Consider the following 15,208-nt stretch of genomic DNA (forward strand, 5'->3'; position numbering starts at 1 on the left):
TACCTGAAAGCGGGGGGCACGAAGCCCCCGTGCTTCAGCCGGGGGTGCTGACTTAACTGTAGAACCCGCCCCAATAATTGACAATTAAATCTTACTCTCTGATTTTTTCGGACCAAACGCGAGTGGGAAGACCCCAAACATAGATAAATCCTTCGGCGGCTTTGTGGTCAAATACATCTTCAGAACCGTAAGTAGCCAGGTCAAGGCTGTAGAGGGATTTGTCAGACTGGCGACCGACAATGTTGCAATTGCCTTTAAACAGTTTGACCCGTACAGTGCCGCTGACCCGTTCTTGAGTTTGTTTGATAAAGGCATCGATCGCACCTTTGAGGGGACTAAACCAGAGGCCATTATAGACAATTTGGCTATAGGTTTCCTCAATACCGCGTTTATAGCGGGTGACATCAGAAGTGAGAACCAGACTTTCAAGATCTCGGTGAGCCTGAATGAGTACAACCATGGCAGGGGATTCGTAAACTTCCCGAGATTTAATACCTACCAAACGATTCTCGATCATATCAATGCGTCCGATACCGTGGTTTCCGGCGATCGCATTTAAGCGAGAGATGAGGTCAACGCCGTTGAGTGCTTCCCCATTGAGGCTAACAGGAATGCCAGATTGAAAGCCAATTTCTAAATATTCTGGCTGGTCAGGAGTATCAGCGATCGCTTTAGTCATCCCATAGACATCCTCTGGGGGTTCAACCCAGGGGTCTTCCAGAGGTCCAGCTTCGATCGCCATACCAAGCAAGTTGCGATCGAGACTGTAGGGGGAAGACTTTTTAACGGGGAAGGAAATGCCAAATTTTTCCCCATAAGCGATCGTCTCTTCCCGACTCATACCCCATTCCCTAGCCGGAGCTAAAATCTTAATATTAGGGTTGAGAGCGCCGATAGAGACATCAAAGCGGACCTGATCATTGCCTTTTCCCGTGCAACCGTGAGCGATCGCATCTGCTCCGTATTTTTCGGCAACTTCCACCAAAACCTGAGCAATCAAAGGACGTGCTAAAGCCGTAGCCAGGGGGTAGCGGTTCTCATACAAAGCATTAGCTTGAATAGCCGGAAAAGCAAACTCCTGTACAAATCGCTGTTGTACATCAATCACTAAAGACTCACTCGCGCCAGAGTCGAGGGCCTTTTGTTTCACTGGTCCTAGTTCATCACCTTGTCCCAAGTCAACCGCCACAGTAATTACTTCAGCTACCCCAAACTCATTTTTGAGATAAGGAATACAGACAGAGGTATCTACACCACCAGAGTAGGCAAGTACAGCTTTTTCAGCGCGACCCATAATCTACCAAAGCTCCTAGATCAACAAACATTTCATTATCACCCCAATCGCCACCATTGAAAAGTAAGGCTGTAACAATTAGGTTATAGTTGCAGAGCATCGCCAACTGTCCCAGAAAATATATGTTTTTTAGCGTTGTTATCCCTACCTATAACCGTTTGCCGATTTTACAGAAGTGTCTGAGAGCATTGGAAAATCAAACCTATAGCGCCGCCGTGACTGGCTATGAGGTGGTGTTAGTCGATGATGGTTCCACTGATGGGACTGTGGAATGGTTGGGAACTAACACCCTCGAATTTCCCCATCTTCGCATCTACCAGCAAGACCACCAGGGACCAGCGGCGGCGCGAAATTTGGGAGTTGAACAGGCGAGGGGAGATCTGATTGTTTTTATCGATAGTGATTTGGTGGTAACTGATAGCTTTCTTGCCGCTCACGCTACCGCCTTAATTGCCAACTCTCAAAAAAGCGATCGCATCTTTACCTATGGTCGAGTTGTGAATACCTGCAATTTTGAAAATCCCACCACAGAACCCTATAAAATCACCGATTTTTCTGCCGCTTATTTTGCCACCGGAAATGTGGCGATCGCCCGCCATTGGCTAATCGAAGCCGGATTATTTGACCCTAAATTTCAGCTTTATGGTTGGGAAGACCTGGAACTAGGAGTTAGGCTAAAAAAATTAGGCTTAAAATTAATCAAATGCCCCGCCGCCGTCGGATATCATTGGCATCCCCCCTTTAACTTAGACCAAATACCCGCCCTAATTGAAAAAGAAAAACAAAGAGGCAGAATGGGGGTAGTTTTCTATCAAAAACATCCTACCTGGTCAGTCAAAATGATGATTCAAATGACCATTTTGCATCGGATACTCTGGGGCATTTTATCCCTAAGAGGTCAACTCAATGAAAGGACCATGGCGCATTTTTTACAGTGGTTAATTAATCGTGGTCAGCCTCAATTAGCCTTAGAAATTTCTCGGATTTTTTTAAATTGGTATAACGTCCAAGCCGTCCAACAATATTGGGCCAGGCGAGAGCAAACTTAATTAAATATTTGCCAGCTTGGTTCACTGTTGACCTACACATGATACAATAGCGCCAACTATAGGTTCTAGTGGGGAACAGCCACTAGGAGTAATGGGGAAAGTTCGGTGTAAATCCGGCGCTGTCCCGCAACTGTAATCAGATTTCCGGCTAATTTGTCCACCCCATCTGTGAGTCAGGATGCCCGCCTATAGTTATTTCTCACTCACAAATCTGCGAGGTACAGATGAGCAAAAATCATCGAATGATACACCTAATCGCCATGATTGGGTTAACATTTTATTTGGTAATAGGTGCAGCCACTCCAGCTCAAGCAATGCACATTATGGAAGGTTTTTTACCTATTACCTGGGCAATTTTTTGGTGGGTGTTAATCATCCCTTTCTGGGTTATTGGTTTTCAAAAACTCACCAAAATTACCCGAAACAACCCCGAACTAAAGCTATTAATTGCCCTAGCAGGAGCCTTTACGTTTGTCCTGTCAGCTCTAAAAATCCCCTCAGTTACAGGGAGTTGTTCTCACCCCACCGGAACCGGATTAGGAGTGGTTTTATTCGGACCGTCAGTGATGACAGTTTTAGGCAGTTTAGTCCTACTTTTCCAAGCCGTATTACTCGCTCACGGCGGTTTAACTACCTTGGGAGCTAATGTATTTTCTATGGCGATTGTCGGCCCTTGGGTTGCCTATGGCATTTATCAACTATTCTGCCAATTTAACCAACAAAAGTTAGGTATTTTCTTCGCAGCAGCCTTGGGAAGTTTAGCCACTTATTTAATTACCTCCATACAGTTAGCCGTAGCTTTTCCGGCTGCTTCTGGGGGGGTTATGGCTTCCTTTATCAAATTTGCGGGGATTTTTGCAGTCACTCAAATTCCCCTATCAATTAGTGAGGGACTATTAACGCTGGTAGTTTGGAATTGGTTAGAGTCCTACGCCTCAGAAGAACTGCAAACCTTGAAAATTGGGAAAGCTAATAGCTAAGTAAAATCATGACACCAACTTCTGATAAACCTGTAAAAAATGGCAATTTGTGGATGATTTTAGCCGTCGTTATTTTATCCGTAACGCCGCTAATTTTTATCCGAGGAGACTATGAGGGAGCCGATGAACAAGCCGAAAATCTCATCGGCGAAATTCAACCCAATTATCAACCCTGGTTTGAACCTATCTTAGAAGTTCCCAGTGGCGAAATTGAGAGCCTGTTATTTGTTTCTCAAGCTGCTATTGGTGCGGGTATCGTCGGCTATGTGATTGGCTTATATAAAGGCCGTAAACAAGGCAAAAATCGCTCATCCTAAATGTACCATCAAATTGATGCGATCGCCTATACCAATCGGTTAAGGTATTTACCCTCAGAACATAAGTTAGCCTTTGCCGCCATCCTGTTTTGTCTCAGTTTGGCGGCTCCCCCCCTCCTGCAAATATTGATCACCATTTGGGTGACAATTTGGGTCGTGATTTACGCTAAAATTCCCCTAGGAATTTATCTGAAATTGCAAGCCATCCCCTTCAGTTTTTGGTTAACTAGCATTCCCGCCTTACTATTGGGGGTGGTTAATTCAGCTAATATTGAATTAATTAAAACTGATATTATCTGGGAATTTAACCTAGGTAATATCTTGATATATTTCAGTAATCAAGGAATGCAACAAGCTGGTTTTCTACTAACTCGCTCCCTAGTTTTAAGCTCCTGTATGTATTTTCTTTTACTCACTACCCCCTTCGTCGAAATCATTAGAATTTTCCGTAAGATTGGCTGTCCCAGTTTAATCACAGAACTATTAATGTTAATGTATCGGTTTATTTTTATGTTAACTGAAACCGCTAGTCAATTATTAATCGCTCAACAGGTTCGTATCGGTTATGGTGACTGGAAAACTACAATCCGCAGTTTAGGAATTGTCACCAGTCAACTACTCCAACAAACCCTAGAAAATTATCGACAAATTTGTTTAGGATTAACCGCGCGGGGGTTTAACGGAGAGTTGCGGGTTTGGTCGGTTTCTCGCCATCAATCCAACCCTCGATATACCTGGGAAGGATGTTGTGGTTGTCTACTATTATTGGTGATTATTGGATGGTTGTATGTCATCGGAATTTGAGTTACTAGAATTTGATAATGTTCAGTATACTTACCCCGGTAGTCAGCAGCCAACTCTGGAAAATATCACTTGTCAATTTGGTAGATATCAGCGTTATGCTGTCATTGGACGTAATGGCTGCGGAAAAACTACCTTATTTCGATTAGCTAATGGGTTATATCGTCCTCAGTCCGGGGTGATTAGTTGGCGAGGTCAACCGCTACAATATAAACGGCGATGGTTGAATCAATTGCGCCAAAAGGTGGGTTTAGTGTTCCCAAATCCTGAACAGCAGTTAGTAGCAACTACCGTGTCAGAAGATATTTCCTATGGCTTGTGTAATTTGGGTTTATCTACCTCAGAAATTGCTCAACGGGTGCGCCAAATTTTGGCTGAATTTGATTTAGTGGGTTTGGCGGATTTCCCGATTAATTATCTGAGTTTGGGGCAGAAAAAAAGGGTGTCAATTGCTGATATAATGGTGTTGCAGCCACAACTCTTGTTTTTGGATGAACCTACGGCTTATCTTGACTCCTATCAAGTTACTAATTTTCACTGCTTATTAAATCAGATTCAACAGCGAGGAACTACTGTGGTTATCGCTACTCATAATTTGGATTTTGTCGAAGCCTGGGCGGATTGGGTTTTGGTACTTGATAGGGGAAAACTGGCTTTTCAAGGTACACCAGAAGCCGTTTTTAGTCAAAGTCAACAACTCCAAGATTTAGGTTTGGGGGTTCCTTTAGTGGGGGATTTAATTAATTGGTTACAAGCTGAGAATATGGCTTTATCTCAACCACAGTTAAATCAGATTCAGCAACAGATACGCGATCGCTATTGGCGGTCAAATTCTTAAAATTTGGTTAAAATTGGGCAGGTAGTGGTAATCCCCTTTGATCATGGTTTAATAATGCTTCTACCGCTTGACAATTGAGGGGACGGAAGAAAAAATAACCCTGTCCATATTTACACTTAAAATTCTGTAAATGGTGGAGTTGTTCGGCAGTTTCAATACCTTCGGCGATCGCATCCATCTTCAGACTTTCAGCCAAAGCCACAATGACCCGGACAATTTCCCGCTTATCCTCACCTTCGGGAATTTGACTAACAAATGAGCGGTCAATTTTGAGGATATCTACTGGGAATTTATGCAGATAACCCAACGAACAGTAACCTGTACCAAAGTCATCAATACAAATTTTGATTTGTTGTTGTTTGAGTTGTTGTAAAGTGGCGATCGCTAATTCCGGGTCATTCATAATCGCCGTTTCTGTAATCTCTAATTTTAACTCCGAACCCGCCACCCCCGTCTCAACTAAAATCTTGCTAATGCGCCGACTTAAATCATTAGTAAATTGCTGAGAAGACAGGTTAACACTCATCATCAAATTAGAATAAACCGCAAATTTCTCTTTCCATTCGCTTAACTGAAAACAAGCCTGTCGCAATACCCATTCCCCAATATCAACAATTAAACCCGCTTCCTCAGCTATGGGGATAAACTCAGCCGGGGATATCAAACCCTCTTGGGGGTGGTCCCAACGCAATAAAGCCTCAAATCCTGCAATAGTCCCCGTCGATAGTTCAATAATAGGTTGATAGTTCAGCTCAAACTGTTGTTCTTGTAACGCTAAACGTAGCTGGGTTTGCAGGTATAAGCGCCGCAGAGCATTGGTTCGCATCGTCGAGTCAAAAACCACATAACAGCCTTTTCCTTGCCTTTTAGCGCGATACATGGCCGTATCTGCATCTCTTAATACCTCTGGAGAACTTTGATAATTAGAGTTACCCTCAACAATACCAATACTCGCACCCGTAAAAATCTGATTTTTTTCGAGGAATATCGGCAATTTTAAGGATTCCTGAATCCTTTCCGCCACATCGATCGCCTCTTGAATATCCCTAATATTTTCTAATAAAATCGTGAACTCATCCCCTCCCAATCGTGCGAGGATATGTGAATCCACAGAATCTGTAAGCCGCTTACTAACCTCGATTAGCAGTTGGTCGCCGATGGCGTGTCCGAGGCTATCATTAATAAATTGGAACCCATCCAGGTCTAAGAACAGAATAGCAAATTGATAATTATCTAGGGTCTTACACTTTCTAATAGAATCATCTAATTTATCTAGGAAAAATGCCCGATTCCATAAATCGGTAAGAGAGTCATGGGAGGCGCTATGACGCAGTTTAGCTTCCGTTTCTTTCAGGTGGGTAATTTCCATAATTGACCCTTCATAGTAAAGCACACGGTTATGGCGATCGCTATAAATAGCCCGCGCATTTTGCCAGATCCAAATTGCTTCACCATCCCGCCGATAAACTTGGGCTTCAAAATTAGAAACTGAACCCCGAGTTTGTAAAAGATTAATAAACCTATTATAAGTTTCCGGATCAGCATAAACATTCTTAATTTGGCTACCCCTAACCAACAGTTGTTGTTGAGAGTCATAGCCCAAGATTTGAGCTAAAGCCGGGTTAGCACTAATATACTTTCCTTGTAGGTCAATTTGAAAAATTCCCTCTAAAGCATTTTCAAAAATATCTCGATATTTCTCCTCTGCTTGCTTCCGTTGAAATACCGAACCCAATTGCATAGCCACTGAAGACACCAGTTTAACTAAGCGATTATCTTGTTCGCGCGGCATTGACATCAAAAACACTAACACCGCCAACACCCGATTATCTGCTAAAATCGGCACACCCAACCCCGCTTTAAACCCATATTGTTTAATCAGAGAATAGCGGGAAAAATTAGCCTGAGATTCCTCAGAAATATCTCGATCCCATTCCGGTTCTTGACCAGCCCATACCCTCCCGGCTAAACCATCATTTACACCCAGTAAAAACTTTTTACTCTGTTCATAAAAACCCGCGAAATCTGGTTTTTCTTGATAGCTAACTAAACTATATTCCAGATGAGTTTGTTCAGGGTTAGGAATCCATGCTTCCCCAAATTCCCAGCTTGTGGTTTGACAAAGAAGATCTAAAGCCACTGCTAAAGCTGAGTCAAAATCTACGGCGATGCTGACAGCGTGGGTAATTTGTTGAAGTAGTTGGAGTTCTTCATCGGCGCGTTTGCGATCGGTAATATCTAAACCAGCCCCCACAAAATATTCATATTCATCTGTTTCTTTATTAAAAACCGCACGACCATACCATTCTACAATAATTTCGCGATCGTCTTTCGTGATCATAGTTTCTTCCGTGCGTATGGGGAGGCGACGATTAATCATTAATTCAAATACCCAGGGCGCTGATTTTCCCTCTTCCTTCGGCACAAATGTGGCGCTGTAGTTCATCCCTTCCACTTCCTCTTGCTTATAGCCTAGAGTATTCAGCATCGAGGGATTCATGAATTTGACTTTTCCTTCCACATCTAGGACTATAAAAAAAGCCGGATTAGCTTCTAGTAAGGTTTGGGTAAAGTTTTTTTCTTTAATTAATTCCGCCTCCGCTTTATGGCGTTCCCAGATTTCTTGGCTAATTTGATTAGTTAGGGGACGTATAATCACCACTAAACAGGCTGTTCCCACCATGATAAATAGCATCATCGTTCCCGATAATAGTAAAATCTGGCGATAAACTGGGCTGTAGAGTTGCCGTTTCTTTTCACCCAGAATTAATGATGCTTCCAAATTGCGAATCGGACTGTAGGCGATGAAAGCATCACAGGAATTACACCATAGCCCCCCCGTTTGATTTCCGCGTTGGTAATTTCTTTTGATAATTTCTAAAATATCCGTTTGTTGACTCAGTGCCGATATTACCTGATTTGGTTGATTATAGTCAATCAAAATAGGCTTCAATTCATGATTATTTAAAATCGCCAATTCTAAGTAATTTGAATGATAAAAAGTGGCTTTTTGTCTGATTTTTTGGCGCAGATGTGATAAATTAAATAAAAATAAATGGCTGCCGTTAAATGTCCCATGCTTCTCAATCAGAATATGGGGAATATTATCAATTTCAAATAGACCGATAATATCTCCTGTTACCGTAGAAAATCTATGCTTATTTAAAAATTCTATTGGTATGGATTGACCTACTGCTAAAATTACCGTTTTTTGCTCATTTATATAGGCAATTCCCGTCAGATAATCCCCCAATAAATCTTGCCACATTTCCCGGGTATTTTCTAGGGCTTGCGGAGAAATATCGGTGAGTACCTCAGCATTAATGGTTCTACCAATGCCTGGTTTTTGACTTATTTTTAATGATTTATCTAAATATTCATCAATCAAGTTATTAATAATTGATACACTGTTTTGACTCTCAAAAATAAGTTGTTTTTCCTTATTGTTTTTAAGTCGATTATATAGAGGAATTAAACTCAGGATAGCAATAACTGTACTAATCAATAGTAAACCGAGGGCAGAACCATTGATGATTGATGATTTAATTTTTTGTGTTTTTAGACCCGACTTCTCCTGCATATATTCCCCAAAAGTTAATGATTATCAAAGGTTAAAAATGAACTGAGGTATAAAAAAGCACAATCCTAAGTTTTTAGGGTACTGTCAAAGGTCGAAACAACAGAGCTTATACATAATACATTTCCCCAATCAGTAGGAACATTAACCATCCAGATTATGGTGGGTATACTAATAACCACACCAGATATGGTCTAGGTAAGTTATATTATTACTCATTACATGGGCATCTGAATTAATTTAATTTTTCTTTAAAGATAGATTATAATACATTTAAGTAATCTACACCACAGAAATTCAAGATAGAACATGGTTTTAGCATTTGGTCGAGAAATTTGCAATTATCTGAACTCAAGTGAATGTCGAGAGTGGTTAATCACTAATGGTATTGGGGGTTATGGTGCGGGGACGGTCAGCGGACTGTTGACCCGCCGTTATCATGGATTAATGATAGCGGCTTTAAATCCTCCTCTCAATCGAACCCTGTTATTAACCAAGTTAGATGAAACAGTGAGCTATGATGAGCAATTTTTTCCAATTTATACAAATAGGTGGGCTGACGGCAAAGTAGATCCCGAAGGTTTCAAGCATATTCAACACTTCAGACTAGAGGGGACTATTCCCGTGTGGGACTTTGCTTGTGGAGATGCTTTGCTAGAAAAACGAATATGGATGAAACCAGGTGAAAATACAACCTATGTCCAATATACCTTACTCCGGGCTACAAAAGCGATAAGTTTGTCGCTCAAAGCGATGGTCAATCATCGGGATCACCACTACAATACTCATGCCAATCATGGGAATAACTGTCAGATGGATATTAAATCCAGATCACAAGGGGTAGAGATTCGATTATTCCCGGATACTAGCCCCCTATATCTGTTCACCCAGGGAAGTGGGGAGGAAGAGGTAATGATTTCTACGCCGGGTAATCCTTGGTACTATGGATATGATTTGGCAATAGAACGTTACCGAGGGATGGACTGGACGGAAGACCACCTCCATGCTTGTACTTTACACACAACTTTGACACCGGGTAGCGCGGTAACTGTGATTGCCAGCACCAAAGCTGATCCCAATCTGGATATGATGACGGAGTTAGAGGCAAAGCGCCAAAAAGACGGCATCTTATTGGAGTATAAGTCACCCGCACCACAGACACCAGATTGGATAACTCAACTGATACTAGCTGCAGATCAGTTTATAGTCGATCGCACTCTAAAAGACGGAACCCCAGGAAAAACTATCATTGCTGGTTATCCCTGGTTTGGAGATTGGGGACGAGACACGATGATCTCGCTACCCGGTTTGACCCTATCTACCGGACGCGCAGATATTGCTCGCACGATTTTACAAACCTTTTCCCATTATGTTGATCGCGGAATGTTGCCCAACCGATTCCCAGAAGTAGGCGAGACCCCAGACTATAACACGGTCGATGCCACCCTCTGGTATTTTGAAGCCATCCGCGCCTATTTCGACCATACCCTAGATATTAACTTATTAGCAGAACTTTTCCCGGTCTTAGATTCGATGATCCATTGGCATCATCAAGGGACCCGCTATAATATCAAAGTTGATCCAGAAGACGGACTACTCTATGCAGGAGAACCCGGTTCACAACTAACCTGGATGGATGCGAAAGTAGGCGATTGGGTAGTCACACCACGAGTCGGTAAACCCATCGAAGTTAATGCCCTGTGGTACCATGCCCTACAGGTAATGATCCGCATTGCCAAAATATTAGATAAACCCAGTCAGGACTATGAAACCTGGGCAAAAAAAACCGCCCAAGGCTTCTCCCGATTCTGGAATCAACAGGCAGGCTACTGTTATGATGTTCTGGACACTCCCGACGGGGACGATCGCTCCCTGCGACCCAATCAAATTTTCGCGATATCTCTGTCTCAATTAGGGAAAGTCGGCTATAGTTCCCTACTCACGCCGCCACAACAACGTCAGGTAGTAGATATCTGTAGCCAGAAACTGCTAACATCTTATGGTCTTCGCAGTCTGTCGCCGGAAGATGCGAAATATCAGGGTGTCTATGGTGGTGATGTGTTACAACGGGATGGAGCCTATCATCAGGGAACTGTTTGGGGATGGCTACTAGGCCCCTTTGCATTGGCTCATTTTCGGGTCTACGGCGCGCGCTCTCAAGCACAGTCATTTTTAGCACCCATGGCAGATCACCTCAATGCTCATGGACTCGGCACCCTCAGCGAAATTTTTGACGGCGATCCCCCCATGTCTCCGCGCGGATGTTTTGCTCAAGCCTGGACGGTTGCAGAAGTTCTCAGAGCCTGGTTTGAGTTAGAATCTAATCAAGGAGCCTGATTTAGGGTCGCCAACCCACTTCTGCTGAACTTAGCGAGGGTCGGAAAAATCCGGCGCTAACTTTCGGGTTAGTGTCGGGAATATGTCAAAATGGAAATAATTGCGCGCGGGGAACCCCAAAAATGCTTGTTTGTCCCCAATGTCAGTTTGAAAACCCAGACCATCATAAATTTTGCCAAAGCTGTGGCACATCTTTGAGTTTTCTGTTTTGTCCTCAGTGTAGCTGCGAAGTTTCCCTTGATCAGCTAAATTGTTGGAACTGTGGGGCTAAAACTGGGAAGGTGTGGCAGGCGGTTATATTGTGCCAGAAGCCAGCTCAGGAATCGCCACCCCAAGAAATACCCCCAAACTTGGCGGCTACAGATAACTTTGATCACCTCATGGGTGGAGTTGATGGCGTTCAGGATCAGATGTCCTCAAATTGGGATGTGATCACTACTCTATCTGCTGCTGAGGTGACATCAACAGAGTCTAGTCTGATGTTAGCTCAGGACTATGATACGGATTCGGTTTTGGAGACGGTAGGGGATGATTCTATGGCTGTGTCACTCTCTGATGAGCATGAGGAGGAGGGATTATTGCAGATGTCTAATGCTGAACAGATCGGAGATCGGGATTTGCTCTCGACGGATACGGAATTATCCCCCCCCTCGACTTCTATGGCTGAAGTTGATACGTCTGAAGAAGCTACTGTGGTGGATAAACCGGTTTATTTGGATTCCCAAGGACGATATAAACTGCTAGAACCCCGAGTGAGTTTACAGTTGGGGGAAATGGCAAGGGTGCGGGTGTTGGATTGTAAACCTTTGCAGATATCTCCCCTGGAGGCTTTGCAGTTGACTCCCGATGATCCCCAAAATAGGTCGGCTTTGCTAATTCCGGCGGCGCAAGTGTATTGGGATTTATACTATAGCTACCCCCAACATTTTCCCAAGGTCCATGATGCCTGGGAAGAAGCAGATCAGGCGATCGTGTTGTTGCCAGATTGTTCGGATTTGCCGGATTTTGAACAAAAGTGGCACGATATCCAGACTCCACTTCAACAAATTGTGGCTTGGTTACAACAGATGGCGCAACTCTGGGAAGTTCTCGAGCCTGGTCACTATCGCCAAAGTTTATTGCGGTTGGATAATTTGGCAATTTCTGGCACTGCTCCCGGCAGTTTATTTATTAAACAACTTTATGCTGATGACCCGGAAAAATTGCCGACTTTGGGGGATTTGGGACAACTTTGGCAAAGTCTATTTAAATTATCTGGACGGACTTTGATGGGTTCGATTACCCAAATGTTGCGGGATCTACGGGAGAGCAAATTGGAAGGGGTTGAACAATTACGCTTAAAGTTAGATGAAATTATGGCAGGACTGACACCACCAGAGCAACGGACAACAGAACCTCAGCGATCGTCTGTAACTCGTCTACAGACAGATGTGCCGATTACAGGATCTTCAGGGCAAATTGGAGATGCACCAACGGTTCCTAGGTTGCCTCAGTTGTTGGATTTACAGGCTTGTGGTCGTACAGACGTGGGAAAAGAGCGATCGCAAAATGAGGACTGCTTTGGTCTGCAAACTTTGTTAGAGCGTCAGGAAATCCCCGGTAGTCAGACTCTCTATGCTCGTGGTTTATATATCATAAGTGATGGTATGGGTGGACACGCGGGGGGAGAGGTGGCTAGTCGCATGGCTGTACATAGCCTGAAAGAATATTTTCAGACTCACTGGGCTGATAGTGATAGTTTACCCTCGGAACAATTAATCTTAAATGCGATCGCTGAGGCTAATGAGGCTATCTATAGGGTTAATATGCAGGGGACTCGTTCTGGTAGTGGTCGCATGGGAACTACTTTGGTATTAGTGATTGTAGCTAATACTCAGGTGGCGATCGCTCATGTGGGAGATAGTCGCCTTTACAGTTTTACCCGCAGTCAAGGTTTGCGACAAATGACTGTTGATCACGAAGTCGGACAGCGGGAAATTGCTAGGGGTGTAGACCCAGAAATCGCCTACACCCGTCCTGACGCTTATCAACTTACCCAAGCCTTGGGACCTAGGGATAGCAAGTATTTAAAACCAGATGTCAGATTTTGGGATATCACTGAGGATACTTTGCTACTGCTGGCTTCTGATGGGTTGACAGATAATGATTTAGTCGAAACCTATTGTCACACTCATATCCAACCTTTGATTGATTCTCAAGTTAGTTTAGATCGGGGAGTTGATGGCTTGATTGATTTAGCTAACGAACACAACGGCCATGACAACATTACCGCGATCGCTATTCGAGTCCTAGCGCATCACAGAGACTAACTCTAATTATGTCCGATATCTTGACATTGACCCTACTTGATGGCACTCGAACCAACCCCATTCAACAATGGCGGTTTCAAACGGAGCCTTTAGTTAAAATTGGTCGCGCTCCCGATAATCACGTCGTGGTTGTCGATCCCTTGGTTTCTCGATACCATCTCGATTTACAAAGATCTACTACTACCCAAAATTCTCGGTGGATGTTCAATAGCCGGGGAACTAATGGCACTTTTGTTAATGGTATTTTAGCGACCCAGGGACCTTTGACTGATGGCGCTTTATTAGAATTGGCTAAGGGTGGACCCTTACTGAAGGTCGCCATTGAACAACCTCCACCGCCTCCCCCTGTGGTTATTAATAAACCTAATTGTAATCATGATGGTAATCTACCAGATAGTCTATTCTGTATTCACTGCGGCTGGCCAATCAAGATTGAACGGAGTATCCGAACTTATCAGATTTTGCGAACCGTTGGTCAGGGAGGTATGGGAACCACCTCTTTAGCCTGGGATAGCAATAATAGCAAGGCTAATGCGCCTCAGACTCATTCCGGAAAGCCAATCCCCATTTTGGTGGTACTCAAGGAGATGAATGCAGATATGGCTAAGATAGCTAAGGCGCAAGAATTGTTTGAACGGGAGGCTAGAACTCTTAAATCCCTTAATCATCAGGGAGTCCCCAAGTTTTATGACTTTTTTGTGGATGGGGGTAAAAAGTATTTAGTTATGGAGATGATTCACGGTCAGGATCTGGAAAAACAAGTTGATCAAAGTGGACCCCTAACGCCGACAATGGCGATTAAATACATGATCCAAGCCTGTGAAGTTTTGGATTATCTCCATACCCAACAACCCCCTATCATCCACCGGGATATTAAACCGGCTAACCTGATGGTGCGCCATCGCGATCGCCGGATTATTGTCCTCGATTTTGGCGCGGTTAAGGAAATTGGTACCCCCCTAGAAACCCGTATTGGGGCGGAAGGTTATAGCGCACCAGAACAGGATAGGGGACAGCCACTCACTCAGTCGGATTTATATGCGATCGGTGCGACTTTGATTTTTTTATTGACTGGTGAGAGTCCCCTAAATTATATCGGGAAACAAGACCAAGAATACGGATTTGATCTCGATCGCATTCCCACTATTGCCCCGGACTTACGCGAGGTAATTAAACGGGTAACTAAATATACCCCTCGCGATCGCTATCAGACCGCGACAGACTTGGCTGATGCCCTCGCTAAATGCTTACCAAAATGTTAACGCTTCACAGAGTTTTATTCTTCATCCCAAACATCAACAGCCAACAGTTCACTAATCGGATCTTGCATGGAAAAACCGAATTCAATCAGTTCTGCTTTCCAATACTTCCACTTATCCCCAAATAGCAGTGCTATTTTCCACAGGCTATCTTCAGGCTTAACAATGTCAGACTTCACTAGGGAATGCACCTGACGCTGAAACTTATCCATCGGGTGTATAACCTTTTGGCTCATAATACCTCTTCAATTTTTGAAATCTTAAAGAACTTTTCGGGTTTTCCCCTCACGCGATGTCGCACCGATGCCTAAATTATCCGCATTTTTGGGGGAAGAGACCTCCTGATTATGTACAATAGCATACTTTCCAAAAAATGTCTAACTTTTTTTTCCACGTAAAACTCCTGGGAGGGTTGGAAGCTCCGTGATTGATCACGGAGAGGAAAAG

At 43.5% G+C, this 15,208-nt stretch carries 11 protein-coding genes and 1 riboswitch; of the genes, 8 read left to right on the plus strand and 3 right to left on the minus strand.

The features are described from left to right. Nucleotides 1-91 precede the first annotated feature (91 nt). Nucleotides 92-1,294 (minus strand): argininosuccinate synthase, encoded by a 1,203-nt coding sequence (locus P5683_RS17350; RefSeq protein WP_006625671.1) that lies wholly within the window; start codon nt 1,292-1,294, stop codon nt 92-94. A gap of 122 nt (nt 1,295-1,416) precedes the next feature. On the opposite strand from P5683_RS17350, the gene P5683_RS17355 reads away from it, so the two are divergent. The 5 genes from P5683_RS17355 to P5683_RS17375 all read left to right on the plus strand — a co-directional run bounded on the left by P5683_RS17355 (nt 1,417) and on the right by P5683_RS17375 (nt 5,279). Beyond that, entirely contained in the window at nt 1,417-2,343 is a 927-nt protein-coding gene (locus P5683_RS17355) for a glycosyltransferase family 2 protein (protein ID WP_006670832.1), read from the plus strand. A 43-nt stretch (nt 2,344-2,386) separates the two neighbouring features. Next, nucleotides 2,387-2,548, plus strand: a riboswitch (cobalamin riboswitch). Nucleotides 2,549-2,567: 19 nt separating this feature from the next. Next, nucleotides 2,568-3,323: an energy-coupling factor ABC transporter permease gene (locus P5683_RS17360; RefSeq protein ID WP_006625668.1), complete on the plus strand. Its 756-nt coding sequence runs from the start codon at nt 2,568-2,570 to the stop codon at nt 3,321-3,323. Nucleotides 3,324-3,331: 8 nt separating this feature from the next. After that, nucleotides 3,332-3,640 (plus strand): energy-coupling factor ABC transporter substrate-binding protein, encoded by a 309-nt coding sequence (locus P5683_RS17365; RefSeq protein WP_006625667.1) that lies wholly within the window; start codon nt 3,332-3,334, stop codon nt 3,638-3,640. After that, nucleotides 3,641-4,444, plus strand: a complete 804-nt coding sequence (cbiQ, locus tag P5683_RS17370) for a cobalt ECF transporter T component CbiQ (protein ID WP_006625666.1) — start codon at nt 3,641-3,643, stop codon at nt 4,442-4,444. It abuts the gene before it with no gap. Further along, a complete protein-coding gene (locus P5683_RS17375) occupies nt 4,428-5,279 on the plus strand; it encodes an energy-coupling factor ABC transporter ATP-binding protein (protein WP_006625665.1) in 852 nt (283 codons plus the stop codon). The genes cbiQ and P5683_RS17375 overlap by 17 nt, the downstream gene beginning before the upstream one ends. Before the next feature lie 7 nt (nt 5,280-5,286). Here P5683_RS17375 and P5683_RS17380 read toward each other — a convergent pair whose 3' ends face one another. After that, complete coding sequence (locus P5683_RS17380) at nt 5,287-8,859, minus strand: EAL domain-containing protein (RefSeq protein ID WP_315640690.1); 3,573 nt, start codon at nt 8,857-8,859, stop codon at nt 5,287-5,289. Between the two features lie 306 nt (nt 8,860-9,165). Between P5683_RS17380 and P5683_RS17385 the strand changes: the two genes are divergently transcribed. The 3 genes from P5683_RS17385 to P5683_RS17395 all read left to right on the plus strand — a co-directional run bounded on the left by P5683_RS17385 (nt 9,166) and on the right by P5683_RS17395 (nt 14,764). Next, on the plus strand, nt 9,166-11,193 hold the full coding sequence (locus P5683_RS17385; protein WP_006625663.1) for an amylo-alpha-1,6-glucosidase: 2,028 nt from the start codon (nt 9,166-9,168) through the stop codon (nt 11,191-11,193). Nucleotides 11,194-11,315: 122 nt separating this feature from the next. Next, the gene (locus P5683_RS17390; protein ID WP_315640693.1) at nt 11,316-13,502 is read left to right on the plus strand and encodes a serine/threonine phosphatase; all 2,187 of its coding nucleotides are present in this window, start codon (nt 11,316-11,318) and stop codon (nt 13,500-13,502) included. Nucleotides 13,503-13,510: 8 nt separating this feature from the next. Continuing rightward, nucleotides 13,511-14,764 carry a protein kinase domain-containing protein gene (locus tag P5683_RS17395; RefSeq protein WP_006625661.1) on the plus strand — a complete coding sequence of 418 codons (1,254 nt, stop codon included), beginning with the start codon at nt 13,511-13,513 and terminating at the stop codon, nt 14,762-14,764. 14 nt (nt 14,765-14,778) lie between these two features. Here P5683_RS17395 and P5683_RS17400 read toward each other — a convergent pair whose 3' ends face one another. Further along, complete coding sequence (locus P5683_RS17400; RefSeq protein WP_006618883.1) at nt 14,779-14,997, minus strand: DUF4327 family protein; 219 nt, start codon at nt 14,995-14,997, stop codon at nt 14,779-14,781. Between the last annotated feature and the right edge of the window lie 211 nt (nt 14,998-15,208).

Source organism: Limnospira sp. PMC 1279.21, assembly GCF_032349615.1.
GTDB lineage: Bacteria > Cyanobacteriota > Cyanobacteriia > Cyanobacteriales > Microcoleaceae > Limnospira > Limnospira fusiformis.

What these genes read in the sequence shown, in the direction of transcription:
- P5683_RS17400 (WP_006618883.1), bottom strand. Translation starts at nt 14,997, where the DNA reads ATGAGCCAAAAGGTTATACACCCGATGGATAAGTTTCAGCGTCAGGTG.
- P5683_RS17380 (WP_315640690.1), bottom strand. Translation starts at nt 8,859, where the DNA reads ATGCAGGAGAAGTCGGGTCTAAAAACACAAAAAATTAAATCATCAATC.
- P5683_RS17375 (WP_006625665.1), top strand. Translation starts at nt 4,428, where the DNA reads ATGTCATCGGAATTTGAGTTACTAGAATTTGATAATGTTCAGTATACT.
- P5683_RS17395 (WP_006625661.1), top strand. Translation starts at nt 13,511, where the DNA reads ATGTCCGATATCTTGACATTGACCCTACTTGATGGCACTCGAACCAAC.
- cbiQ (WP_006625666.1), top strand. Translation starts at nt 3,641, where the DNA reads ATGTACCATCAAATTGATGCGATCGCCTATACCAATCGGTTAAGGTAT.
- P5683_RS17365 (WP_006625667.1), top strand. Translation starts at nt 3,332, where the DNA reads ATGACACCAACTTCTGATAAACCTGTAAAAAATGGCAATTTGTGGATG.
- P5683_RS17390 (WP_315640693.1), top strand. Translation starts at nt 11,316, where the DNA reads ATGCTTGTTTGTCCCCAATGTCAGTTTGAAAACCCAGACCATCATAAA.
- P5683_RS17385 (WP_006625663.1), top strand. Translation starts at nt 9,166, where the DNA reads ATGGTTTTAGCATTTGGTCGAGAAATTTGCAATTATCTGAACTCAAGT.
- P5683_RS17350 (WP_006625671.1), bottom strand. Translation starts at nt 1,294, where the DNA reads ATGGGTCGCGCTGAAAAAGCTGTACTTGCCTACTCTGGTGGTGTAGAT.
- P5683_RS17355 (WP_006670832.1), top strand. Translation starts at nt 1,417, where the DNA reads ATGTTTTTTAGCGTTGTTATCCCTACCTATAACCGTTTGCCGATTTTA.
- P5683_RS17360 (WP_006625668.1), top strand. Translation starts at nt 2,568, where the DNA reads ATGAGCAAAAATCATCGAATGATACACCTAATCGCCATGATTGGGTTA.